The sequence below is a fragment of the Prevotella heparinolytica genome, from assembly GCF_004342845.1.
Taxonomy (GTDB): Bacteria; Bacteroidota; Bacteroidia; order Bacteroidales; family Bacteroidaceae; genus Bacteroides; species Bacteroides heparinolyticus.
Window position 1 is genome coordinate 114,367 of the sequence record NZ_SLXB01000006.1, and the last position, 23,783, is coordinate 138,149.

Here is a 23,783-nt window from a genome sequence, read left to right on the forward strand (position 1 = left end):
GTTTATTCCACGGAATTCTCGCCTGATTTGTCTTATGTCGCATGAGGCTTCAATAGACCCTGAATGAGGTGTGAGGGGCATATGTCAGCCGGAAGCCCTTCTCGGCGGGCATGCATTATTGTTCTTTGTACCAATTGGAATACATCAGGTAGTTATGGGCGATTTTCTCGTTCAGTTCCTTAGCTTGAGCAGGGTCTACTTTCTTGATAAATTTGGCGGGAACTCCTCCCCAGATACTGCCCGGTTCAATAATGGTGTTGCTCAATACCAGAGAGCCGGCTGCCACAATGGCTCCTTCACCGACAATGGCATGGTCGAGTATGGTAGAGCCCATCCCTACCAAGGCATAATCCTTGATAGTGGCTCCGTGTATGGTGACATTATGACCCACAGACACATGGTCGCCTATTTCGATGGTTGACTTTTGGTACAATGTGTGAAGTACGCTTCCGTCCTGAATATTTACTCCATTACCGATGCGAATGGAATTTACATCTCCTCGCAACACGGTGCTGAACCAGATGCTGCAATCGCGTCCCATTTTTACATCGCCGATGATGGCTGCATTGTCCGCCAAGAAGCAATTTTCTCCTATTTCGGGGGTGAAGCCCCTTACTGATTTTATGATTGCCATTTTTTTAGTTCGTTAGTAGATTAATGATTAGCGGTGAGTGGGGCACAGGCTTCTTTCAGCCATTCTTGTTCTTCCTCGTTCAGGTCCGGCGAAAGTCGGTCGTACACTTTCCGATGATAATCGTTCAGCCACTCGGTTTCTTCTGTTGTCAGCATTTCTTTGCGGATGCTTTTCTTGCAGATGGGGCAGAGGGTGATTGTCTCGAACTTCAAGTATTTTCCATACATGCCTTCACCGGCCTCTACGGTAAGGGTCAGGTTCTCTATGCGCACTCCGTGACTTCCGGTTTTATAAATTCCCGGTTCGTTTGATGTTACCATTCCGGCTTGCAGACTGACCGGGTTCTCGTTCATGCGAATACTTTGCGGGCCTTCGTGTACATTGAGAAAATGCCCTACTCCGTGTCCCGTTCCATGAAGGAAATTCATGCGGTGTTGCCACATCGGCATGCGGGCCAGTACATCTAATTGTGCTCCACGTGTGCCTTCGGGGAAAATGGCCATAGCTAAATTTATATGTCCTTTCAGAACCAAGGTGTAGTCTGTTTTTTCTTCTTCTGTCAACTCTCCCAAAGCGATGGTGCGGGTGATGTCCGTGGTTCCGTCCAGATACTGCGCGCCGGAGTCCAATAACAAGAAGCCTTTCGGCTTTAGTGGAACATCGGTCTCGGATGTGGCTCCATAGTGTACGATGGCTCCGTGTGGCCTGTATCCGGCAATAGTGTCGAAACTCTCTCCCATGTAAAGCGGTTGGGCGGCGCGAAACTCATGCAACTTCTTGTCTATGCTGATTTCCGTCTCTTGCTCGGTGGGTACTGCTTCTTCCAGCCATTTCAGGAATTTCACCAAAGCCACTCCGTCGCGTTGCATGGCTGCCCGAATACCGGCCATTTCCTGCTCGTTGCGGATAGCTTTCAAAAGAGTTATCGGCGATGTTCCCTCGATGATGTGGCATTGGGGGCGTATGGCGGAGTAAACGGCATAGTTTGTCTTTGCGGGATTCAGCATCACGCTTCCGGCAGTGATACGGTTGAGGAAAGGTATTATTTCGTTATAGTTGTGGATAGATATTCCGGCTTCTTCGAGGTGGGCGGAAAGAGCTTCCGTCACTTTCTGCGGCCGTATAAAGAGGTGGGCATTATGCGCTTCTATGATCAGGTAGCTCACCACGACCGGGTTACAGTGCACATCGTTGCCACGGATGTTCAGTGTCCATGCTATTTCATCCAGCGAAGAAACGAGCAGAGCGTCGGCGCCATTCTTTTCCATCTCTTTCCGGATGGCGGTCAGTTTTTCTCGGGGTGTTTTTCCTGCATGTTGGGTGGGGTATACAAATCCCGGCTCTTCCGGCATGGCAGGACGGTCTGCCCATATACTGTTCATGGGGTCGGAAATGTTTTTTACGAAAATATTGTTTTTCAGCAACAGCTTTTCAAGTTGTCTGACTTCCTCCACAGAGAACACCTCGCCGTCAATTCCCACGGTATCTCCATGATTGAGGTTTGCGCTCAGGAAGGCAGGGATAGTAGGCGTTTCAGGTAGCATTTCCTTGTATAGTTCTATTCCGCTGTTTTTCAATTGCCGGTCGGCTTGCAAGAAATAACGCGAGTCCGTCCATAGGCCTGCTTTTTCGTGCGTGACGACTACGGTACCTGCCGATCCGGTGAATCCGGAAATCCATTCCCTTGATTTCCAATGTGGCGCTACGTATTCGCTGAGATGCGGGTCGGTGCTGGGTACGATGAAAGCCGCTATGTTTTTTTGATGAAACATGGCGCGCAGGGCATTTATTTTCTCACTGACTGTTTGATTCATTTTTCTTTAGATTTTATATTCTTTCTCCAAAGTTACTTACTTTCTTTGAAAAAAAAGCTATATCTGCTTTATTTTCTCTGTTTAAGACTTCTTGGTTTTGCCTTATCCTCCTTTATGTTTTTATTTGGAAATGAATGTGTTGATATTTCTGAAGTTTTATTCTTCAAATTCTATCATTCTATGTCGCTGCCCCTAACACCACACTTTGTTGTTCCCTTTGCCGCACTTTGTTGCTTCCTTTGCCACACTTTGCGGGGCATATCGTGTGGGCTGAGGGATGCCGGAGTGTGGCATTTGTCCGGTTGCAGTGTGGCTTTGACGGAAGTCTGCTATTGGGAAAACACAAAGGGGATATTTAAATTGGATGAGAGATTCCTCCTCCTTTAAAGAAAATCTATGGGGGATGTTGGAGGCTTATTCTTATTCTGTTCTTCTCTTATCTTCTTCTTTTTCTTCTCTTTTTCTTTTCTTCTCTCGCGCGCGCGAGAAAAATATTTGATGTAAGATGTTGATAATTAGATTTATATGCCTGTTTTAGAGGCTTTTGGGACTACTTGGCACCTCGGAGCTGGCTCATAGCTGGCTTGAGGTTGGTGTATAGTCCGACCACGCTTCGTCTATGGTTGTTCTGCTTCTGGTAATGCGGCTTTTTGCTCACTCTTTGGGAACTCCTTCGGGGCTGATTGATAGTTTTTCTCCAGAAAGTTTTGTGAATAAAGAAAGTATGTGTAATTTTGCCGCTCGATTTAATCGTAAAATATTAAACCATTAACATTTAATCAAAAGAAAATGATTGTAGTACCTGTAAAAGAAGGCGAAAACATTGAAAAATCGCTGAAGAAGTTCAAAAGAAAATTCGAAAAGACCGGTATCGTTAAGGAATTGAGACGCAGACAGCAGTTTGACAAACCTTCTGTGACTAAGAGACTTAATAAAGAGCGTGCCGTTTACGTTCAGAAACTTCAGCAAGTAGAAGATTAATAATTCGTAAATTCCTTTGAATTATTGAATTCTTTTTTATACATTCGTTGCATGATTTAGATATGTAGCGAAATGTTGTTGACAGATTCTTTTCTTGACTATCTTTTGCATGAGCGAAACTATGCCGAAAGCACGGTAGAGCGCTATAAGGCGGATGTTCTGGAATTGCAAAAATTTGGTGAAGAACAGCTTGGAAGCATAACGCCTGAGAAAGTAGATGCGGAACTTGTTCGTGATTGGATTGCATTCCTGATGGACGAACAACGGTGTGCTTCTACTATTAACCGTAAACTTAGCTCCATAAGAACGTATTATCGATTTCTCCTGCGGAAGGGATTGGTGGCGGTAGACCCATTACAGAAAGTGGTAGGGCCTAAAAAAAAGAAGCCGCTTCCGGTCTTTCTGAAGGAAAACGAGATCAACCGTTTGTTGGATGATATTGATTTCGGGGAAAGTTTTGAGGGGTGCCGGGATCGTATGATTATCGAAATGTTTTATGCTACCGGTATGCGTCTTTCGGAATTAGTGGGGTTGAACGATGCCGATGTGGATTTTTCTACGGCTTTGATAAAAGTGACGGGAAAGAGAAACAAACAGCGCCTAATACCTTTTGCTAAGGAATTGGAATCCTCTATGCGCGAATATGTCAACAAAAGAAATGAAAAATTTCCGCTACGTTCGGACGCCTTTTTTGTCAGAAAAGGCGGACAACGGCTTTATCCGGGTTTCGTGGCAGCATTAGTAAAACGGAATCTATCAAAAGTGGTGACTGTAAAGAAAAGAAGTCCTCATGTGTTGAGGCACACCTTTGCGACGGCCATGTTGAATCATGGTGCTGATTTAAATTCGATAAAGGAGCTTCTCGGGCACGAAAGCTTGGCGACAACGGAAGTTTATACGCATACCACTTTTGAAGAACTTAAAAAAGTGTATAACCAGGCTCATCCCCGAGCCTAAGTAAAAAGGAGGTAAGTATGGAAGTAAGAATTCAATCGATTCACTTTGATGCGTCAGAGCAGCTGCAAGCCTTTATCCAAAAAAAGGTTGTCAAGTTGGAGAAGTTTTACGACGATATAAAGAAAGTAGAGGTGTCATTAAAGGTTGTAAAACCGGAAACAGCTGAAAATAAAGAAGCCGGAGTAAAGGTGTTGGTTCCCAATGGGGAGTTATATGCCAATAAGGTTTGTGATACGTTTGAAGAAGCGGTGGATCTCTCCTTGGAGGCTTTGGAAAAACAGTTGGTGAAGTATAAGGAAAAACAGCGAACCAAATAATTTTCCGCTAAAATTTTGCGGGTAAAAAATAAATGCCTAAATTTGCAGCCGTTTCGCTCGCTATGATACGCAACGGTTGCATTTTTAAGTTTGCCTCTTTAGCTCAGTTGGCCAGAGCACGTGATTTGTAATCTCGGGGTCGTTGGTTCGAATCCGACAAGAGGCTCAAGTATCCGAGTGCTTTCGTTGGACAGTTTGAAGAAGAAAAGAGTTTTTTGACAATAAAACAGAGGGGCAAATACCAGAGTGGCCAAATGGGGCAGACTGTAAATCTGCTGGCTTACGCCTTCGGTGGTTCGAATCCATCTTTGCCCACAACTCTATATCTCGCTGTTATAGCTCAGTGGTAGAGCACTTCCTTGGTAAGGAAGAGGTCCCGGGTTCAAATCCCGGTAACAGCTCATAAAAATGTAAAGGCTGATTATTAATCAAATAAATAAACAAGTAAAGCTATGGCTAAAGAGAAATTCGAACGTACCAAACCGCACGTAAACATTGGTACTATTGGTCACGTTGACCACGGTAAAACCACGTTGACTGCCGCTATCACTACTGTGTTGGCAAAGAAAGGTCTTTCAGAATTGCGTTCTTTCGATTCTATCGACAACGCTCCTGAAGAGAAGGAAAGAGGTATTACTATCAATACTTCTCACGTAGAGTATCAAACAGCTAACCGTCACTATGCTCACGTGGACTGTCCGGGTCACGCCGACTACGTGAAGAACATGGTAACCGGTGCTGCTCAGATGGACGGTGCTATCATCGTGGTTGCTGCTACTGACGGTCCGATGCCTCAGACTCGCGAACACATTCTGTTGGCTCGTCAGGTAAACGTACCTAGGCTGGTAGTGTTCATGAACAAGTGTGACATGGTGGATGACGCCGAAATGTTGGAACTTGTTGAAATGGAAATGCGCGAACTGCTTTCTGCTTACGAATTCGATGGTGACAATACTCCGTTTATCCAAGGTTCTGCTCTTGGCGCATTGAATGGTGTTGAGAAGTGGGAAGAAAAAATCATGGAGCTGATGGATGCTTGCGATACTTGGATTCCTCTGCCTCCGCGTGATGTTGATAAACCGTTCTTGATGCCGGTTGAAGACGTATTCTCAATCACTGGTCGTGGTACTGTGGCAACCGGTCGTATCGAAGCCGGTGTTATCCATGTAGGTGACGAAGTTGAAATCCTCGGTTTGGGTGAGGACAAGAAGTCTGTTGTAACAGGCGTTGAAATGTTCCGCAAATTGCTGGATCAAGGTGAAGCCGGTGACAACGTAGGTTTGTTGCTCCGCGGTATTGACAAGAACGAAATCAAACGTGGTATGGTTCTTTGTAAGCCGGGCCAGATTAAACCCCACTCTAAATTCAAAGCTTCTATCTATGTTTTGAAGAAAGAAGAAGGTGGTCGCCACACTCCGTTCCACAACAAATACCGTCCTCAGTTCTATCTGCGTACTATGGACTGTACAGGTGAAATTACTCTTCCGGAAGGAACTGAAATGGTAATGCCTGGTGATAACGTAGAAATTATCGTAGAGTTGATCTATCCGGTAGCATTGAACGTAGGTTTGCGTTTCGCTATCCGTGAAGGTGGCCGTACGGTAGGTTCTGGTCAGATTACAGAAATTCTTGACTAATAAATATCTTAATCAGTTCCCGGTGTATGTCGGGAACTGATTCTGTTCAAACGGGAGTAGCTCAGTTGGTAGAGCACCGGTCTCCAAAACCGGGTGTCGGGAGTTCGAGCCTCTCCTCCCGTGCTAATATTTTTGAAATGAAGAAGATAGTAGCTTATTTTAAAGAAACTTACGACGAACTTGTTCATAAAGTGTCGTGGCCTACGTATTCTGAACTTACTAGCAGTGCAGTAGTTGTTTTATATGCTTCCCTACTAATTGCAGTGGTAGTATTTGCGATGGACTTCTGTTTCCAACATCTGATGGAATTTGTTTATCCACATTAAAGTTAAGGAGAAATGTCTGAGATTGAAAAGAAATGGTACGTCTTGCGTGCTATTAGTGGAAAAGAAGCTAAGGTAAAGGAATACCTTGAAGCTGATATTAAAAACAGCAACCTTGGTGATTACGTATCTCAGGTATTGATTCCTACCGAAAAAGTATATCAGGTTCGCAATGGCAAAAAAATTGTGAAAGAGAGAAGCTATCTCCCTGGTTACGTTTTGGTGGAGGCTGCTCTGGTGGGTGAGGTAGCTCACCACTTGAGAAATACTCCTAATGTAATAGGGTTCTTAGGTGGATCGAATAAGCCCGTTCCTCTGAGACAGTCAGAAGTGAATCGTATACTTGGTACGGTCGATGAATTGCAGGAATCCGGTGAAGAACTGAATATCCCGTATGTAGTCGGCGAGACTGTGAAAGTGAATTACGGTCCGTTTAGCGGATTCAGTGGAATCATTGAAGAAGTGAACACCGAGAAGAAGAAGCTGAAGGTCATGGTGAAGATATTCGGACGGAAAACCCCGCTCGAATTAGGCTTTATGCAAGTTGAAAAAGAATAGTGCAGGTGTTACGCTGTAGTATTCTTCATTAATGTTTATATATAAATCAATTAAAAAATGGCTAAAGAAGTTGCTGGACTAATCAAATTACAGATTAAAGGAGGCGCGGCAAATCCATCACCTCCCGTAGGGCCTGCTTTGGGTTCTAAGGGTATCAATATCATGGAGTTTTGCAAGCAATTCAACGCCAGAACCCAAGACAAAGCAGGAAAAGTTCTTCCTGTGATTATCACTTACTACGCAGATAAGTCTTTTGATTTTGTGATCAAGACTCCTCCCGTGGCTATCCAGTTATTGGAAGTGACGAAGCAAAAGAGTGGTTCTGCTGAGCCTAACCGTAAGAAAGTTGCCGAGATTACTTGGGAACAGGTTCGTACGATTGCTCAGGACAAAATGGTTGACTTAAACTGTTTCACTGTAGAGGCTGCCATGAAAATGGTTGCCGGTACAGCTAGAAGTATGGGTATCGCTGTAAAAGGGGAGTTCCCGGTTAATAACTAATAAACTTCAATTAGAATGGGTAAACTGACAAAAAATCAAAAGTTGGCTGCAGAAAAAATTGAAGCAGGGAAAGCATACTCTCTCAAAGAAGCCGCTGCATTGGTAAAGGAAATTTCCTTTACTAAATTCGACGCTTCTCTGGATATCGACGTACGTTTGGGCGTTGACCCGCGTAAAGCCAACCAAATGGTGAGAGGTGTCGTTTCACTTCCTCACGGTACAGGTAAGGTTGTACGCGTTCTGGTGCTTTGTACACCGGATGCTGAAGCTGCTGCAAAAGAAGCCGGAGCTGACTATGTTGGTCTTGATGAATATATTGAAAAGATCAAAGGTGGATGGACTGATATTGATGTGATCATCACTATGCCGTCTATTATGGGTAAGATTGGTGCACTTGGTCGTGTGCTCGGTCCTCGTGGATTGATGCCTAACCCCAAGAGTGGCACTGTGACTATGGATGTTGCTAAAGCTGTTAGAGAAGTAAAACAAGGAAAGATCGACTTTAAAGTTGATAAAACCGGTATCGTTCATACTTCTATTGGTAAAGTTTCATTTAGTGCTGATCAAATTCGTGATAACGCGAAAGAATTCATCTCTACGTTGAATAAATTGAAACCGACTGCAGCCAAGGGTACATATATTAAGAGTATTTATCTTTCTAGCACGATGAGTGCGGGTATCAAGATTGACCCGAAAACAGTAGAAGAAATCTAATAAAACGGAGTAATAATGAGAAAGGAAGATAAAAGTACGATTATTGAGCAGATTGCTGCTACGGTGAAAGAATACGGTCACTTCTACCTGGTAGATACCACTGCGATGAATGCTGGTGCAACCAGTGCTTTAAGAAGAGCGTGTTTCAAAGCTGACATCAAATTGATGGTGGTTAAGAATACATTGCTCCACAAAGCATTGGAAAGCCTGGAAGAAGACTATTCTCCGATTTTTGGTTCTCTAAAAGGTACAACAGCTGTGATGTTTTGCAACGTTGCTAACGCTCCGGCTAAGTTGCTGAAAGATAACTCAAAGAATGGTATTCCCGGACTGAAAGCCGCATATGCGGAAGAAAGCTTCTATGTTGGCGCTGACCAGCTGGATGCTCTCGTAAGTATCAAGAGTAAGAATGAGGTTATTGCCGATATCGTTGCTTTGTTGCAATCACCGGCCAAGAATGTTATTTCTGCTCTGCAATCAGGTGGAAACACCCTCCACGGAGTTCTCAAAACTCTTGGAGAACGTCCCGAAGCGTAAAATTCGGAAACAATTTAATATCAATTTATTTAGTATTTAAACAATTAAAATCATACAAAAATGGCAGATTTGAAAGCTTTTGCAGAACAATTGGTTAACTTGACAGTAAAAGAAGTTAATGAACTTGCAACAATCCTGAAAGAAGAATATGGTATTGAACCTGCTGCTGCAGCTGTTGCTGTTGCCGCTGCTCCTGCAGCCGGTGGTGCTGCCGCAGCAGAAGAAAAGACTTCTTTCGATGTAGTATTGAAGAGCGCTGGTGCAGCTAAACTTCAGGTAGTTAAGGCCGTTAAGGAAGCTTGCGGTCTTGGTTTGAAGGAAGCTAAAGATATGGTAGACGGCGCTCCCAGCGTAGTAAAAGAAGGTTTGGCTAAAGACGAAGCAGAATCATTGAAGAAAACATTGGAAGAAGCTGGAGCTGAAGTTGAACTTAAATAACATTGACCTGTAAATCAGGTATTTCGGTTAGGAACCCTTCATGAAAAGGGTTCTTAACCTTTTTGTGTATATATTTAAAATTAAGTTCTACAAATCCATTAACAGATGTCTTCAACTACTGTAAATCAAAGAGTTAATTTTGCTTCGACTAAGAATCCGCTTGAGTATCCGGATTTCCTGGAAGTACAATTGAAGTCATTCAAAGACTTTCTACAACTAGACACCCCACCTGAGAAACGTAAGAACGAGGGACTGTATAAAGTATTTGCTGAAAACTTCCCTATTGCCGATACAAGAAACAATTTTGTTCTTGAGTTTTTGGACTACTATATTGATCCGCCGCGTTATACCATTGATGAATGTATAGAGCGAGGGCTTACTTATAGTGTACCCTTGAAAGCGAAATTGAAGTTATATTGTACCGACCCCGACCATGAGGACTTTGACACGGTTATTCAGGATGTGTTTTTAGGTCCAATCCCTTACATGACGGATAAAGCGACATTCGTCATCAATGGTGCGGAACGTGTAGTAGTATCTCAGCTTCACCGTTCGCCCGGTGTGTTCTTCGGGCAAAGTGTACATGCCAACGGTACCAAATTATATTCAGCACGTATTATCCCATTCAAAGGGTCGTGGATTGAGTTTGCTACCGACATCAATAACGTCATGTATGCATACATTGATCGTAAAAAGAAGTTGCCAGTCACTACTTTGTTGAGAGCTATCGGCTTTGAGAATGACAAGGATATTCTTGAGATCTTTAATTTGGCTGAGGATGTAAAGGTGAACAAAACAAACCTCAAGAAAATTGTGGGGCGTAAGTTGGCTGCTCGTGTTTTGAAAACATGGATTGAGGATTTTGTAGACGAAGATACCGGTGAGGTTGTTTCTATTGAACGTAACGAGGTCGTTATTGACCGCGAAACGGTGATCGAACCGGAACATGTCGATATTATATTGGAATCGGGCGTTCAGAACATTCTTGTACATAAGGAAGAACCGAATCAGTCAGACTTCTCTATCATATATAATACGCTGCAGAAAGACCCGAGTAACTCGGAGAAAGAAGCGGTGTTATACATCTATCGTCAGCTGCGTAATGCCGATCCTGCCGATGATGCAAGTGCCCGTGAAGTAATTAACAATCTTTTCTTCTCGGAAAAGAGATATGATTTGGGTGATGTAGGTCGTTATCGTATCAACAGGAAGTTGGATCTTACGACTGATATGGACGTGCGCGTATTGACCAAGGAGGATATTATAGAAATCATCAAATATCTGATCGAGTTGATTAACTCGAAAGCTGATGTGGATGATATTGACCACTTGAGCAATCGTCGTGTACGTACGGTAGGCGAACAATTGTCCAATCAGTTTGCCATTGGTTTGGCACGTATGTCGCGTACTATCCGTGAACGAATGAATGTTCGTGACAACGAGGTTTTCACTCCGATAGACCTGATTAATGCTAAGACGATTTCTTCCGTAATTAATTCATTCTTCGGAACGAATGCCTTGTCGCAATTCATGGATCAGACTAACCCGTTGGCTGAAATCACTCACAAACGCCGTATGTCTGCCCTTGGCCCTGGAGGTTTGTCACGTGAACGTGCCGGTTTTGAAGTGCGTGACGTGCACTATACGCACTATGGTCGCCTTTGTCCTATCGAGACTCCTGAGGGGCCGAATATCGGTTTGATTTCTTCACTGTGTGTGTTCGCTAAGATTAACGAATTGGGGTTCATTGAAACGCCTTACCGTAAAGTGGAAAATAGTAAGGTTGATCTTTCTGACGAAGGTTTGGTTTATTTGACAGCCGAAGAAGAAGAGTCAAAGATTATCGCCCAAGGGAATGCGCCTTTGAATGATGATGGAACGTTTATCCGTGATAGGGTTAAGTCGCGTCAGGATGCCGATTATCCGGTTGTTCCTCCTTCGGAAGTGGAACTGATGGATGTGTCTCCTCAGCAGATTGCTTCTATCGCTGCCTCTCTGATTCCTTTCTTGGAACATGATGATGCCAACCGTGCTTTGATGGGATCGAACATGATGCGTCAGGCTGTTCCTTTGTTGAAGAGTGAAGCTCCGATTGTAGGTACAGGTATTGAGCGTCAATTGGCCCGCGATTCTCGTACTCAGATCACTGCCGAAGGCGATGGCGTAGTTGACTTTGTGGATGCTACAACAATTCGTATTTTGTATGATCGTACAGATGAAGAGGAGTTTGTAAGCTTTGAACCTGCATTGAAAGAATATATCATTCCTAAATGGCGTCGCACCAACCAAAACATGACGATTGACCTTCGTCCTATTTGTGAGAAGGGACAACGTGTGGCAGCGGGACAGATTCTGACAGAAGGCTATTCTACTGAAGATGGGGAATTGGCTTTGGGTAAGAACCTGTTGGTGGCTTACATGCCGTGGAAGGGTTATAATTATGAGGATGCCATCGTATTGAACGAACGTGTGGTTCGTGAAGACCTTTTGACTTCTGTGCACGTGGAAGAGTACTCTTTGGAGGTTCGTGAAACGAAACGTGGAATGGAAGAATTGACTTCTGATATTCCTAATGTAAGTGAAGAAGCGACCAAAGATCTTGATGAAAATGGTATTGTTCGTATCGGTGCTCGTATTGAACCGGGTGATATCTTGATCGGTAAGATTACTCCTAAAGGAGAATCTGATCCTTCTCCTGAAGAAAAATTGCTTCGTGCCATCTTTGGTGACAAAGCCGGTGATGTGAAAGATGCTTCTCTAAAGGCTTCTCCTTCTTTGAAGGGAGTTGTTATAGACAAGCGTTTGTTCTCTCGCGTGGTCAAGACCCGTAGTTCCAAGCTGGCAGATAAGGCCTTACTGCCGAAGATTGATGATGAATTCGAAGCTAAGATTGGCGACTTGAAGAAAATATTGATAAACAAGTTGTTGAAGCTTACGGATAATCTCACTTCAGAGGGAGTGAAAGATTATATGGGCGCTGATGTTATCTCTAAAGGAGCCAGATTCACCGTTTCAGATTTCAGCGATTTGGACTTTACTGCTATCCAGTTAAGTAATTGGACGAAAGATGAACATACCAACGATCTGATCCGTGCTTTGGTGATGAACTTCATCAAGAAATACAAAGAACTTGATGCTGAATTGAAACGTAAGAAGTTTGCTATCACTATCGGTGATGAATTACCTGCCGGTATCATCCAAATGGCCAAGGTCTATATTGCCAAGAAACGCAAAATCGGTGTTGGTGATAAGATGGCGGGACGTCACGGTAATAAGGGTATTGTTTCTCGTGTAGTTCGTCAGGAAGATATGCCGTTCTTGGCAGATGGTACTCCGGTAGATATCGTATTGAATCCGTTGGGTGTGCCTTCGCGTATGAATATCGGTCAGATCTTTGAGGCTGTTCTTGGCCGTGCAGGAAAGAATCTGGGTGTGAAATTTGCTACTCCTATTTTCGATGGCGCTTCTTTGGATGACTTGAACGAATGGACGGACAAGGCCGGTTTGCCTCGTTATGGCAAGACCACATTGTACGATGGTGGTACAGGTGAAGCTTTTGAACAGCAGGCTACGGTAGGTGTGACTTATATGTTGAAGCTTGGTCACATGGTTGAAGATAAGATGCATGCACGTTCTATCGGTCCGTATTCTCTTATTACACAGCAACCGTTGGGTGGTAAGGCACAGTTCGGTGGTCAGCGTTTCGGAGAAATGGAGGTTTGGGCACTCGAAGCTTTCGGTGCCGCACATATTCTGCAGGAAATCCTGACAATTAAGTCTGATGACGTCGTTGGACGTTCTAAAGCTTATGAAGCGATTGTGAAAGGTGAGCCTATGCCTACTCCGGGCATTCCGGAATCACTGAATGTGTTGCTGCATGAGCTGAGAGGTTTGGGCTTGAGCATCAATCTGGAATAATTGATAATTGGGGATGAAAATTGCTTTTCATTCCCAATTATGAACTCATTTCTAATTATCAATAGTCAATTATCAATTATATATAAAAGTATGGCTTTTAGAAAAGATAACAAGATAAAGAGTAATTTCTCGAAAATCTCTATCGGTTTGGCTTCTCCCGAGGAAATCCTTGAGAATTCGAGTGGTGAAGTATTAAAGCCTGAAACCATCAACTATCGCACGTATAAGCCTGAACGCGACGGTCTGTTTTGCGAGCGTATTTTTGGTCCTATCAAGGATTATGAATGCCATTGCGGTAAATACAAGCGTATTCGTTATAAAGGTATTGTCTGCGACCGTTGTGGTGTGGAAGTGACTGAAAAGAAAGTTCGTCGTGAACGCATGGGGCACATTCAGCTTGTTGTTCCGGTGGCTCACATTTGGTACTTCCGTTCACTTCCCAATAAAATCGGTTATTTGCTGGGTTTACCCACTAAGAAATTGGATGCTATTATTTACTATGAGCGTTATGTTGTTGTACAGCCGGGTGTGTTGTCGGGCGAAGTAGCTCAATATGATTTGCTCGAAGAAGGTGAATACCTGGATTTGCTGGAAAAGTTGCCGAAAGACAATCAGTTCCTTGAAGATTCAGACCCCAATAAGTTCATAGCCAAGATGGGTGCGGAAGCGATCTATGATTTGCTGTCTCGCATTGATCTTGATTCTTTGTCTTATGAATTGCGTAATCGTGCAGGAAGTGATGCTTCGCAACAGCGCAAGACCGAAGCGTTAAAGCGTTTGCAGGTGGTTGAGTCTTTCCGTGTTTCACGTGGACGCAATAAGCCCGAATGGATGATTGTACGCATTGTTCCGGTTATCCCGCCCGAACTGCGTCCGTTGGTTCCGTTGGATGGCGGTCGTTTTGCTACTTCTGACTTGAATGACCTCTATCGTCGTGTCATCATCCGTAATAATCGTTTGAAAAGATTGATTGAAATCAAAGCGCCTGAAGTGATTTTGCGTAATGAAAAGCGCATGTTGCAGGAGGCGGTTGATTCATTATTTGATAACTCGCGCAAGTCAAGTGCGGTGAAGACCGATGCCAATCGTCCGTTGAAATCTCTTTCCGACAGTTTGAAAGGAAAGCAGGGACGTTTCCGTCAGAACTTGCTTGGTAAACGTGTCGACTATTCCGCACGTTCGGTAATTGTCGTAGGTCCGGAGCTGAAGATGGGCGAATGTGGTATTCCTAAATTGATGGCTGCGGAACTCTATAAACCGTTTGTCATCCGCAAGTTGATTGAACGCGGCATCGTGAAGACTGTGAAGAGTGCCAAAAAAATCGTGGATCGTAAGGAGCCTGTGATTTGGGATATTCTGGAACATGTGATGAAAGGGCATCCGGTGTTGTTGAACCGTGCTCCGACACTGCACCGTTTAGGTATTCAAGCTTTCCAACCTAAGATGATCGAAGGCAAGGCTATTCAGTTGCACCCATTGGCTTGTACGGCCTTCAACGCCGACTTCGATGGTGACCAGATGGCTGTTCACTTGCCTTTGAGTAATGAAGCTATATTGGAAGCGCAGATGCTGATGCTCCAATCGCATAATATATTGAATCCTGCCAATGGTGCTCCTATTACTGTGCCTGCGCAGGATATGGTGTTAGGCTTGTATTACATCACCAAGTTGCGTAAAGGGGCTAAAGGTGAGGGTTTGACTTTCTATGGTCCTGAGGAAGCACTTGTTGCTTATAATGAAGGGAAATGTGATATCCATGCTCCGGTCAGTGTCGTTGTAAAAGATGTTGACGAGAATGGTAACATCGTGGATAAGATGATGCATGATACCTCTGTGGGACGTGTGATTGTCAACGAGATTGTACCTGCGGAAGCCGGATATATCAATACGATTATATCCAAGAAATCACTTCGCGACATCATTAGTCACGTTATTAAAGTGTGTGGTGTGGCCAAAGCGGCTGATTTCCTTGACGGAATAAAGAACCTCGGTTACTACATGGCTTTCAAGGGAGGACTGTCGTTCAACTTGGGAGATATTATTATTCCTGAAGAGAAAGAAGCATTGGTACAGAAGGGTTATGATGAAGTGGAGCAGGTGATAAACAACTATAACATGGGTTTCATTACCAATAACGAGCGCTACAATCAGGTAATTGATATTTGGACTCATGTGAACTCCGAACTTTCTAATATTCTGATGAAAACCATTTCGAGCGATGACCAAGGATTTAACTCGGTATACATGATGTTGGATTCCGGTGCCCGTGGTTCTAAAGAACAGATTCGCCAGTTGTCCGGTATGCGTGGTTTGATGGCTAAACCTCAGAAAGCAGGTGCCGAGGGTGGACAGATTATTGAGAACCCGATTCTTTCTAACTTTAAAGAAGGATTGTCGGTGTTGGAGTACTTTATATCTACTCACGGTGCGCGTAAGGGTTTGGCCGATACCGCCTTGAAGACTGCCGATGCCGGATATTTGACTCGTCGTTTGGTCGATGTTTCGCATGATGTGATTATTAATGAAGAGGATTGTGGCACACTTCGCGGATTGGTTTGTACTGCTTTGAAAAACAACGATGAAACGATTGCTACCCTTTCTGAACGTATCCTTGGTCGTGTGTCTGTACATGATATCATCCATCCTACTACGGGAGAATTGATCGTGGCCGGTGGCGAGGAAATTACTGAAGACATTGCGCAGAAGATTGAGGATTCTCCGATTGAGAGCGTTGAAATCCGTTCGGTACTGACTTGCGAATCCAAGAAGGGCGTTTGTGCCAAGTGCTACGGACGGAATTTGGCTTCCAGTCGTATGGTTCAAAAGGGAGAAGCTGTCGGAGTTATTGCCGCACAGTCTATCGGTGAACCGGGTACACAGTTGACGTTGCGTACTTTCCACGCCGGTGGTACGGCAGCCAATATTGCTGCAAACGCCAGCATTGTCGCTAAGAATCCCGCACGTCTGGAATTTGAAGAACTTCGTACGGTAGATATTATAGATGAAGCAGGCGAACCTGCCAAGGTGGTAGTGGGCCGTTTGGCTGAAGTCCGTTTTGTGGATGTCAATACGGGTATCGTACTTTCTACGCACAATGTGCCTTATGGCTCTACATTGTATGCCACTGATGGTGAAATCGTAGAGAAAGGTAAACTTATTGCCCGTTGGGATCCGTTTAATGCGGTCATTATTACCGAAGCTACCGGTAAGATAGAGTTTGAAGGTGTTGTTGAAAACGTGACCTATAAGATAGAATCTGATGAGTCTACAGGTTTGCGCGAAATCATCATCATCGAATCTAAAGATAAAACGAAAGTTCCTACTGCCCACATTATGACCGAGGATGGTGAGTTGATTCGCACTTACAACTTGCCTGTAGGTGGACACGTGGTTGTAGAAAACGGACAGAAGGTGAAAGCCGGTGAAGTGATTGTGAAAATACCGCGTGCTGTAGGTAAAGCGGGTGACATCACGGGTGGTCTTCCTCGTGTTACAGAGTTGTTTGAAGCACGTAACCCGTCCAACCCAGCTGTGGTTTCAGAAATCGACGGTGAGGTTGCGATGGGTAAGGTGAAGCGCGGTAATCGCGAAATCGTCATTACTTCCAAGTCCGGTGAGGTTAAGAAATACCTTGTCCCTCTCTCCAAGCAAATTCTGGTACAGGAGAACGACTATGTACGTGCCGGTACTCCATTGTCCGATGGCGCCATTACTCCTGCTGATATTCTTGGAATTAAGGGTCCCACGGCTGTACAAGAATACATTGTGAACGAGGTTCAGGATGTATATCGTTTGCAGGGTGTGAAGATTAATGATAAGCATTTCGAAATCATTGTTCGCCAGATGATGCGTAAAGTAGAAATCGATGAACCGGGCGATACTCGCTTCTTGGAACAACAAGTAGTTGATAAGCTGGAGTTCATGGAAGAAAACGATCGTATCTGGGGCAAGAAAGTGGTAGTAGATGCCGGAGATTCTCAGAATCTGCAAGCGGGTCAGATTGTTACAGCCCGTAAACTGCGTGATGAGAACTCTATGCTGAAACGTCGTGACTTAAAAGCTGTTGAAGTGCGCGATGCCGTGCCTGCAACTTCCACTCAGATTCTTCAGGGTATTACTCGTGCCGCTTTGCAGACTTCAAGCTTTATGTCGGCTGCTTCTTTCCAAGAAACGACCAAAGTGCTTAATGAAGCAGCTATCAATGGCAAGGTAGACCGCTTGGAAGGTATGAAAGAAAATGTGATCTGCGGCCATTTGATTCCTGCCGGTACAGGACAGCGTGAGTTCGAAAAGATTATAGTAGGCTCCAAAGAAGAGTATGATCGTATGCTTGCTAACAAGAAAACGGTACTTGACTATGCTGTAGATGAAGCTGTAGAAAATTAACGTTATTAATAACTGTTTATTAATTAAGGAGAGGTGACTCAAGAAAGGGTTATCTCTCCTTTTTTCTTTTTTCGCCCAATGGTATTGGTTGTGGATAAGTTTATCACTCTATAAGTTTTGTTGTTGGTAGAAAAACGGTGAGATAAATGAATAGAGCCTGTTGGATACAGCCTGTTAACTTGTTCTCTTCACGGAAACAACTCTGTTCGCGCAGTGCGGACATATAAACACGAGTTGCGGATATGCATTCGCAGTGTGCGAATAGATATCCAAGGGCTTCGAACAAAGTTTGTCTGAGTCCTCCGGTATAGGCGGTTGCTTTTGCTAAAGATGAGGGGCTGCATCCTGTCGGAAAGATGTTTCTTGAATGCACCGATTTACAGCGGGATTAGGCAGAAGAGAGCCTTTCAGACCGACCGCCCTCCTCCTGTTTTGACAGCTGCAAGCCTTTGCCGTGACAGAGGCAAGTGTTCAAGCCGACAGACACTTGTGTTTGACGTGACAGACATAAGTGTTTGAGCCGTCAGACACAAGCCTCTGACAAGACGGCGACAAACACCTGATATCCAATGGAATTTGACTTTAAAACACAAGCCTCCGGGTGAGGTTATCGACCTGCTTCTTATTCCGAACTCAGGTAAAGTTTCTAAAGATAACGGCCAAAGCCAACTAATCCTTATAAGGAATGTCTTTTCAAACAAAGTCTTTTGTGTGTTGAGCAGAAAGAATTATCTTTGTGTATCTCTAAAAAAAAGAAATATTGAATATGGAAAATCAAGACAACAACAGTCAGTTGCAAATAGAATTGAACGAAGAAGTAGCGCAAGGTACTTATGCCAATCTTGCTATTATTACCCACTCCAGCTCGGAATTTATCCTCGATTTTATACGTGTGATGCCCGGAATGCCTAAAGCCGGAGTGAAATCGCGCATCGTTTTAGCCCCCGAACACGCCAAACGCCTGCTGCGTGCACTGGAAGAGAATATAGGGAAATACGAACGCTCTTTTGGGCAGATTCGCATGCCTGATGAGCAACCGTACCCTCCGCTTCCCAATATAAAGGGAGAGGCCTGAAAGCAAAAAAAACTTGTAGTGCATTGATTATTCAAAACTTATTCGTATCTTTGCAGCCCAAAAGTATATAGTTTTGAATTAATATAAACAAAAATAATATATAATTAAAAACAATTACAATGCCTACAATTCAGCAATTAGTAAGAAAAGGACGCGAAGTGCTGGTGGAGAAAAGTAAATCTCCAGCCTTGGATTCATGTCCTCAAAGACGTGGCGTTTGCGTGAGAGTGTATACTACCACTCCGAAAAAACCGAATTCAGCTATGCGTAAAGTCGCTCGTGTACGTTTGACTAACGGTAAAGAGGTGAACTCTTATATTCCGGGTGAAGGGCACAACTTGCAAGAACACTCTATCGTATTGGTGCGTGGCGGTCGTGTGAAAGACCTTCCGGGTGTACGTTATCACATCGTGCGTGGAACTTTAGATACAGCCGGTGTGGCAGGTCGTACGCAAAGACGCTCCAAGTATGGCGCAAAACGTCCGAAACCGGGTCAAGCAGCTCCCGCTAAGAAGAAATAATCTGGCGGCCGAGCACTGAAAACAGAAAAGTAAAAAACAAAAGTAATTATTTACGTTTTAGTTTATTGGATATGCTAAAGGTTGAGTAAATTCTCCGGAGGGAGAGTTGAAGAAGACAGAAGTAAACAACCAAGAACGAAAAACATTATTCTTTCAGACAATGAGAAAAGCAAAACCCAAAAAACGCGTTATCCTGCCGGATCCCGTGTTTAATGATGTGAAAGTTTCCAAGTTCGTGAATCACCTGATGTATGATGGCAAGAAGAATACCTCTTATGAAATCTTCTATGAAGCTCTGGAAACCGTGAAGAACAAGATGCAGAACGAAGAGAAATCAGCTCTTGAAATCTGGAAAAAAGCTCTGGATAATGTAACTCCGCAAGTGGAAGTGAAGTCTCGCCGTGTGGGTGGTGCCACTTTCCAAGTTCCCACCGAAATCCGTCCCGACCGTAAGGAATCGATTTCCATGAAGAACCTGATCATCTTCGCGCGCAAGCGTGGCGGTAAGTCTATGGCCGACAAATTGGCTGCCGAAATCATGGATGCTTTCAACGAACAAGGCGGTGCCTACAAGCGTAAGGAAGATATGCACAGAATGGCAGAAGCTAACCGTGCGTTTGCACATTTCAGATTCTAATACTGTAAGAGATACCAATCAGAATTTAAAACTTAAAGTAAAAGAATTTAAGAATGGCAAAACATGATTTACATTTGACTCGTAACATCGGTATCATGGCTCACATCGATGCCGGTAAAACGACAACCTCTGAACGTATTCTTTTCTATACGGGTCTGACTCACAAAATCGGTGAGGTGCACGATGGTGCAGCTACGATGGACTGGATGGAACAGGAACAGGAGCGTGGTATCACAATTACCTCGGCCGCTACAACTACCCGTTGGAAATATGACGGTAATACATATAAGATTAACTTGATTGACACTCCGGGACACGTTGACTTTACGGCCGAAGTAGAGCGTTCTTTGCGCGTGCTGGATGGTGCCGTAGCTGCGTATTGTGCGGTAGGTGGCGTTGAGCCGCAGTCTGAAACCGTTTGGCGTCAGGCAGACAAATACAACGTTCCGCGTATCGGTTATGTGAACAAGATGGACCGTTCGGGCGCAGACTTTTTCGAGGTTGTTCGCCAGATGAAGGACGTTCTGGGTGCTAATCCTTGCCCGGTCGTTGTGCCTATCGGCGCTGAAGAAACCTTCAAGGGTGTAGTAGACCTCGTTAAGATGAAAGCCATCTTGTGGCATGACGAAACGATGGGCGCCGATTACGCTGTAGAAGAAATCCCCGCAAACTTGGTTGACGAAGCCAACGAGTGGAGAGATAAGATGCTTGAGAAAGTTGCAGAGTTCGATGACGCTTTGATGGAAAAGTATTTCGATGATCCTTCTACCATCACCGAAGAAGAAATCCTGAGAGCTCTTCGCAACGCTACCGTGCAGATGGCAATCGTGCCCATGCTGTGTGGCTCTTCATTCAAGAACAAGGGCGTACAGACTCTGCTGAATTACGTTTGCGCCTTTCTGCCTTCTCCGCTGGATACTCCGAATATCGTGGGGACAAATCCTGATAGCGGCCAGGAAGAAGACCGCAGACCGGATGATGATGAAAAAACAGCCGCTTTGGCATTTAAGATCGCTACCGACCCGTATGTGGGGCGTCTGACTTTCTTCCGTGTGTACTCAGGTAAGGTAGAAGCTGGTTCTTATATCTACAACTCTCGTTCAGGAAAGAAAGAACGTGTATCTCGTCTGTTCCAGATGCACTCAAACAAGCAGAATCCTGTGGAACTTATCGGTGCTGGAGATATCGGTGCTGGTGTAGGTTTCAAGGATATTCGCACAGGTGATACTCTGTGTGACGAAACAGCTCCGATCGTTCTGGAATCTATGGACTTCCCCGAACCTGTAATCGGTATTGCCGTTGAGCCTAAAACGCAGAAAGATATGGATAAATTGTCCAACGGTTTGGCTAAATTGGCAGAAGAAGACCCGACATTTACAGTTAGAACCGACGAACAAAGTGGTCAGACGGTTATCTCTGGTATGGGTGAGTTACACCTGGATATCATCATCGACCGTTTGAAGCGTGAGTTCAAGGTTGAATGTAATCAGGGTAAACCTCAGGTTAACTACAAAGAAGCCATTACCAAGATGGTGAACCTGCGCGAAGTTTACAAGAAGCAGTCAGGCGGACGCGGTAAGTTCGCCGATATCATCGTGAACATCGGCCCCGTTGATGAAGACTTCAAAGAAGGTGGCTTGCAGTTCGTTGATGAAGTGAAGGGTGGTAACATACCTAAGGAATTCATCCCCTCTGTGCAGAAGGGCTTCACTACAGCCATGAAAAATGGTGTATTGGCAGGCTATCCTCTGGATTCACTGAAGGTGACTTTGGTCGACGGTTCCTTCCACCCGGTAGACTCTGACCAGTTGTCTTTCGAAATCTGTGCCATCCAAGCCTACAAGAACGCTTGCGCTAAGGCAGGCCCGGTATTGATGGAGCCCATCATGAAGCTGGAGGTAGTAACTCCGGAAGAAAATATGGGTGACGTCATCGGTGACTTGAACAAGCGTCGCGGTCAGGTAGAAGGAATGGAATCCAGTCGTTCTGGTGCTCGCATTGTGAAGGCATTGGTTCCGCTGGCCGAAATGTTCGGTTACGTAACAGCTTTGCGCACCATCACTTCGGGTCGTGCCACTTCTTCAATGGTATATGCTCACCACGCTCAAGTTTCCAACTCTATTGCCAAGGCAGTATTGGAAGAAGTAAAAGGACGTGTTGATTTAGTCTGAAATAACAGGAAATCCGTAGGCTAGCGAATGACTCTTAGTCTACGGAACCTTATTTTATATAAAACTATTAATAACAAAAACAGTAATGAGTCAAAAAATTAGAATCAAACTGAAATCTTACGACCACAACTTGGTTGATAAGTCTGCTGAAAAGATTGTAAGAACGGTGAAGACAACAGGTGCCATCGTTAGCGGTCCGATTCCTCTCCCTACGCACAAGCGTATCTTTACCGTGAACCGTTCGACTTTCGTTAACAAGAAGTCACGTGAACAATTCGAACTCTCTTCTTATAAGAGATTGATCGACATCTATAGCTCAACAGCTAAAACAGTAGATGCTCTGATGAAGCTGGAATTGCCCAGCGGTGTGGAAGTAGAAATCAAAGTGTAAGTATTAAAAATTAAGTGAAATGCCAGGATTATTAGGAAAAAAAATCGGAATGACATCCGTTTTCAGTGCCGAGGGTAAAAATGTACCATGCACTGTTATCGAAGCAGGTCCTTGTGTTGTTACTCAGGTGAAAACAGTAGAAAAGGATGGCTATGAAGCTGTTCAGCTGGGCTTCCAAGACAAGAAAGAGAAGCACACTACAAAGCCTCTGATGGGGCACTTCAAGAAAGCTGGAGTAACTCCCAAGAAACACTTGGCTGAGTTCAAAGAGTTTGAGACAGAATTGAATCTGGGTGACACAGTTACCGTAGAATTGTTCAACGACGCAATATTTGTTGATGTTGTAGGCACTTCTAAGGGTAAAGGTTTTCAGGGTGTAGTAAAACGCCACGGCTTTGGTGGTGTAGGCCAGTCTACTCACGGTCAGCATAACCGCGCTCGTAAGCCGGGAGCTATCGGTGCCTGTTCATACCCTGCAAAAGTATTCAAAGGCATGCGCATGGGGGGGCAACTTGGTGGCGACAGAGTGACTGTTCAAAATCTGCAAGTATTAAAAGTAATCGCGGAGCATAACCTCCTTTTGGTCAAAGGTTCTGTTCCTGGTTGCAAAGGTTCAATCGTAATAATTGAGAAATAATGGAAGTTAACGTATATAACATTAAAGGTGAAGACACTGGGAGAAAGATTACGTTAAATGAATCTATCTTCGGAATTGAGCCCAACGACCACGCTATCTACTTAGATGTAAAACAGTTTATGGCTAACCAGCGTCAGGGTACACACAAGTCAAAAGAGAGAAGCGAAGTTAGTGGCTCTACTCGCAAAATCGGTCGTCAGAAAGGCGGCGGCGGTGCACGTCGTGGTGACATGAATTCCCCCCTGCTTGTTGGTGGTGGACGCGTTTTTGGTCCCAAACCCAGAGATTACTATTTCAAATTAAATAAAAAGGTAAAAAATTTGGCTCGTAAGTCAGCTTTGGCATATAAGGCACAAAACAATGCGGTTGTTGTTGTAGAGGACTTCTCTTTTGAGGTTCCGAAGACAAAAGATTTTATCGCAATGACAAAAAAACTTAAAGTTTCCGATAAAAAGCTGCTTATGATTTTACCGGAAGCAAATAAAAACGTATATTTGTCGGCTCGTAACGTGAAAGGAGCGAATGTGCAGACCATCTCAGGGTTAAATACTTACAGAGTATTGGACGCTGGGGTTGTTGTGTTTGCTGAAAGCGCACTCTCGGCTATTGACAATATCTTAATGTAAAAAGGAGGCT

At 44.3% G+C, this 23,783-nt stretch carries 21 protein-coding genes and 4 tRNA genes; 23 read left to right on the forward strand and 2 right to left on the reverse strand.

Going from position 1 to position 23,783, the window contains the following annotated elements; all coding sequences use genetic code 11:
- Nucleotides 1-115 precede the first annotated feature (115 nt).
- Both EV202_RS04875 and EV202_RS04880 read right to left on the reverse strand, forming a co-directional pair.
- A complete protein-coding gene (locus EV202_RS04875; RefSeq protein WP_106069102.1) occupies nucleotides 116-634 on the reverse strand; it encodes a gamma carbonic anhydrase family protein in 519 nt (172 codons plus the stop codon).
- A 20-nt stretch (nucleotides 635-654) separates the two neighbouring features.
- Nucleotides 655-2,448, reverse strand: a complete 1,794-nt coding sequence (locus tag EV202_RS04880) for an aminopeptidase P family protein (RefSeq protein ID WP_131925837.1) — start codon at nucleotides 2,446-2,448, stop codon at nucleotides 655-657.
- 789 nt (nucleotides 2,449-3,237) lie between these two features.
- Between EV202_RS04880 and rpsU the strand changes: the two genes are divergently transcribed.
- The 23 genes from rpsU to rplD all read left to right on the forward strand — a co-directional run bounded on the left by rpsU (nucleotide 3,238) and on the right by rplD (nucleotide 23,773).
- Nucleotides 3,238-3,429, forward strand: a complete 192-nt coding sequence (rpsU, locus tag EV202_RS04885) for a 30S ribosomal protein S21 (RefSeq protein ID WP_106069100.1) — start codon at nucleotides 3,238-3,240, stop codon at nucleotides 3,427-3,429.
- Between the two features lie 72 nt (nucleotides 3,430-3,501).
- Nucleotides 3,502-4,386 (forward strand): tyrosine-type recombinase/integrase, encoded by an 885-nt coding sequence (locus tag EV202_RS04890; protein WP_131925839.1) that lies wholly within the window; start codon nucleotides 3,502-3,504, stop codon nucleotides 4,384-4,386.
- Between the two features lie 17 nt (nucleotides 4,387-4,403).
- Nucleotides 4,404-4,703 carry a ribosome hibernation-promoting factor, HPF/YfiA family gene (gene hpf / locus EV202_RS04895; protein WP_106069098.1) on the forward strand — a complete coding sequence of 100 codons (300 nt, stop codon included), beginning with the start codon at nucleotides 4,404-4,406 and terminating at the stop codon, nucleotides 4,701-4,703.
- Between the two features lie 92 nt (nucleotides 4,704-4,795).
- Nucleotides 4,796-4,869 (forward strand) — tRNA-Thr (locus EV202_RS04900).
- Between the two features lie 66 nt (nucleotides 4,870-4,935).
- Nucleotides 4,936-5,018: transfer RNA gene (locus tag EV202_RS04905), tRNA-Tyr, on the forward strand.
- Between the two features lie 14 nt (nucleotides 5,019-5,032).
- Nucleotides 5,033-5,104: transfer RNA gene (locus EV202_RS04910), tRNA-Thr, on the forward strand.
- Between the two features lie 51 nt (nucleotides 5,105-5,155).
- Nucleotides 5,156-6,340, forward strand: coding sequence for an elongation factor Tu (gene tuf, locus EV202_RS04915; RefSeq protein ID WP_131925841.1), 1,185 nt, complete (start codon nucleotides 5,156-5,158; stop codon nucleotides 6,338-6,340).
- Nucleotides 6,341-6,390: 50 nt separating this feature from the next.
- Nucleotides 6,391-6,463 (forward strand) — tRNA-Trp (locus EV202_RS04920).
- Between the two features lie 14 nt (nucleotides 6,464-6,477).
- The gene (secE, locus tag EV202_RS15450; protein ID WP_106069096.1) at nucleotides 6,478-6,666 is read left to right on the forward strand and encodes a preprotein translocase subunit SecE; all 189 of its coding nucleotides are present in this window, start codon (nucleotides 6,478-6,480) and stop codon (nucleotides 6,664-6,666) included.
- A 12-nt stretch (nucleotides 6,667-6,678) separates the two neighbouring features.
- Nucleotides 6,679-7,221 carry a transcription termination/antitermination protein NusG gene (nusG, locus tag EV202_RS04930; RefSeq protein WP_131925843.1) on the forward strand — a complete coding sequence of 181 codons (543 nt, stop codon included), beginning with the start codon at nucleotides 6,679-6,681 and terminating at the stop codon, nucleotides 7,219-7,221.
- Nucleotides 7,222-7,278: 57 nt separating this feature from the next.
- Complete coding sequence (gene rplK / locus EV202_RS04935) at nucleotides 7,279-7,722, forward strand: 50S ribosomal protein L11 (RefSeq protein WP_106040870.1); 444 nt, start codon at nucleotides 7,279-7,281, stop codon at nucleotides 7,720-7,722.
- A 15-nt stretch (nucleotides 7,723-7,737) separates the two neighbouring features.
- Complete coding sequence (gene rplA, locus EV202_RS04940) at nucleotides 7,738-8,436, forward strand: 50S ribosomal protein L1 (protein ID WP_106069094.1); 699 nt, start codon at nucleotides 7,738-7,740, stop codon at nucleotides 8,434-8,436.
- 15 nt (nucleotides 8,437-8,451) lie between these two features.
- Nucleotides 8,452-8,973 carry a 50S ribosomal protein L10 gene (gene rplJ / locus EV202_RS04945; RefSeq protein ID WP_131925845.1) on the forward strand — a complete coding sequence of 174 codons (522 nt, stop codon included), beginning with the start codon at nucleotides 8,452-8,454 and terminating at the stop codon, nucleotides 8,971-8,973.
- Between the two features lie 60 nt (nucleotides 8,974-9,033).
- Nucleotides 9,034-9,411 (forward strand): 50S ribosomal protein L7/L12, encoded by a 378-nt coding sequence (gene rplL / locus EV202_RS04950; RefSeq protein WP_106040867.1) that lies wholly within the window; start codon nucleotides 9,034-9,036, stop codon nucleotides 9,409-9,411.
- 105 nt (nucleotides 9,412-9,516) lie between these two features.
- Entirely contained in the window at nucleotides 9,517-13,329 is a 3,813-nt protein-coding gene (gene rpoB / locus EV202_RS04955; RefSeq protein WP_131925847.1) for a DNA-directed RNA polymerase subunit beta, read from the forward strand.
- A gap of 90 nt (nucleotides 13,330-13,419) precedes the next feature.
- A complete protein-coding gene (rpoC, locus tag EV202_RS04960; RefSeq protein ID WP_131925849.1) occupies nucleotides 13,420-17,715 on the forward strand; it encodes a DNA-directed RNA polymerase subunit beta' in 4,296 nt (1,431 codons plus the stop codon).
- Nucleotides 17,716-18,481: 766 nt separating this feature from the next.
- Nucleotides 18,482-18,790 carry a DUF3467 domain-containing protein gene (locus tag EV202_RS04965; RefSeq protein ID WP_106069090.1) on the forward strand — a complete coding sequence of 103 codons (309 nt, stop codon included), beginning with the start codon at nucleotides 18,482-18,484 and terminating at the stop codon, nucleotides 18,788-18,790.
- A 119-nt stretch (nucleotides 18,791-18,909) separates the two neighbouring features.
- Entirely contained in the window at nucleotides 18,910-19,311 is a 402-nt protein-coding gene (gene rpsL, locus EV202_RS04970; RefSeq protein WP_005825712.1) for a 30S ribosomal protein S12, read from the forward strand.
- A gap of 160 nt (nucleotides 19,312-19,471) precedes the next feature.
- Nucleotides 19,472-19,948, forward strand: a complete 477-nt coding sequence (gene rpsG, locus EV202_RS04975) for a 30S ribosomal protein S7 (protein WP_106070487.1) — start codon at nucleotides 19,472-19,474, stop codon at nucleotides 19,946-19,948.
- A gap of 53 nt (nucleotides 19,949-20,001) precedes the next feature.
- Nucleotides 20,002-22,119 (forward strand): elongation factor G, encoded by a 2,118-nt coding sequence (gene fusA, locus EV202_RS04980; protein WP_106069089.1) that lies wholly within the window; start codon nucleotides 20,002-20,004, stop codon nucleotides 22,117-22,119.
- An 85-nt stretch (nucleotides 22,120-22,204) separates the two neighbouring features.
- Nucleotides 22,205-22,510 carry a 30S ribosomal protein S10 gene (rpsJ, locus tag EV202_RS04985; RefSeq protein ID WP_004291244.1) on the forward strand — a complete coding sequence of 102 codons (306 nt, stop codon included), beginning with the start codon at nucleotides 22,205-22,207 and terminating at the stop codon, nucleotides 22,508-22,510.
- A gap of 19 nt (nucleotides 22,511-22,529) precedes the next feature.
- Nucleotides 22,530-23,147 (forward strand): 50S ribosomal protein L3, encoded by a 618-nt coding sequence (gene rplC / locus EV202_RS04990; RefSeq protein WP_106069088.1) that lies wholly within the window; start codon nucleotides 22,530-22,532, stop codon nucleotides 23,145-23,147.
- A complete protein-coding gene (rplD, locus tag EV202_RS04995; RefSeq protein ID WP_131925851.1) occupies nucleotides 23,147-23,773 on the forward strand; it encodes a 50S ribosomal protein L4 in 627 nt (208 codons plus the stop codon). Before rplC ends, rplD begins: the two co-directional genes overlap by 1 nt.
- The last annotated feature ends 10 nt before the right edge of the window (nucleotides 23,774-23,783 follow it).

Coding starts and splice junctions, on each gene's coding strand:
- rpsJ (WP_004291244.1), top strand. CDS start 22,205: ATGAGTCAAAAAATTAGAATCAAACTGAAATCTTACGACCACAACTTG.
- rpoC (WP_131925849.1), top strand. CDS start 13,420: ATGGCTTTTAGAAAAGATAACAAGATAAAGAGTAATTTCTCGAAAATC.
- rplJ (WP_131925845.1), top strand. CDS start 8,452: ATGAGAAAGGAAGATAAAAGTACGATTATTGAGCAGATTGCTGCTACG.
- rpsU (WP_106069100.1), top strand. CDS start 3,238: ATGATTGTAGTACCTGTAAAAGAAGGCGAAAACATTGAAAAATCGCTG.
- nusG (WP_131925843.1), top strand. CDS start 6,679: ATGTCTGAGATTGAAAAGAAATGGTACGTCTTGCGTGCTATTAGTGGA.
- rpsG (WP_106070487.1), top strand. CDS start 19,472: ATGAGAAAAGCAAAACCCAAAAAACGCGTTATCCTGCCGGATCCCGTG.
- rplA (WP_106069094.1), top strand. CDS start 7,738: ATGGGTAAACTGACAAAAAATCAAAAGTTGGCTGCAGAAAAAATTGAA.
- rplD (WP_131925851.1), top strand. CDS start 23,147: ATGGAAGTTAACGTATATAACATTAAAGGTGAAGACACTGGGAGAAAG.
- tuf (WP_131925841.1), top strand. CDS start 5,156: ATGGCTAAAGAGAAATTCGAACGTACCAAACCGCACGTAAACATTGGT.
- fusA (WP_106069089.1), top strand. CDS start 20,002: ATGGCAAAACATGATTTACATTTGACTCGTAACATCGGTATCATGGCT.
- secE (WP_106069096.1), top strand. CDS start 6,478: ATGAAGAAGATAGTAGCTTATTTTAAAGAAACTTACGACGAACTTGTT.
- EV202_RS04890 (WP_131925839.1), top strand. CDS start 3,502: ATGTTGTTGACAGATTCTTTTCTTGACTATCTTTTGCATGAGCGAAAC.
- rpsL (WP_005825712.1), top strand. CDS start 18,910: ATGCCTACAATTCAGCAATTAGTAAGAAAAGGACGCGAAGTGCTGGTG.
- rplK (WP_106040870.1), top strand. CDS start 7,279: ATGGCTAAAGAAGTTGCTGGACTAATCAAATTACAGATTAAAGGAGGC.
- rpoB (WP_131925847.1), top strand. CDS start 9,517: ATGTCTTCAACTACTGTAAATCAAAGAGTTAATTTTGCTTCGACTAAG.
- EV202_RS04875 (WP_106069102.1), bottom strand. CDS start 634: ATGGCAATCATAAAATCAGTAAGGGGCTTCACCCCCGAAATAGGAGAA.
- rplC (WP_106069088.1), top strand. CDS start 22,530: ATGCCAGGATTATTAGGAAAAAAAATCGGAATGACATCCGTTTTCAGT.
- EV202_RS04880 (WP_131925837.1), bottom strand. CDS start 2,448: ATGAATCAAACAGTCAGTGAGAAAATAAATGCCCTGCGCGCCATGTTT.
- hpf (WP_106069098.1), top strand. CDS start 4,404: ATGGAAGTAAGAATTCAATCGATTCACTTTGATGCGTCAGAGCAGCTG.
- EV202_RS04965 (WP_106069090.1), top strand. CDS start 18,482: ATGGAAAATCAAGACAACAACAGTCAGTTGCAAATAGAATTGAACGAA.
- rplL (WP_106040867.1), top strand. CDS start 9,034: ATGGCAGATTTGAAAGCTTTTGCAGAACAATTGGTTAACTTGACAGTA.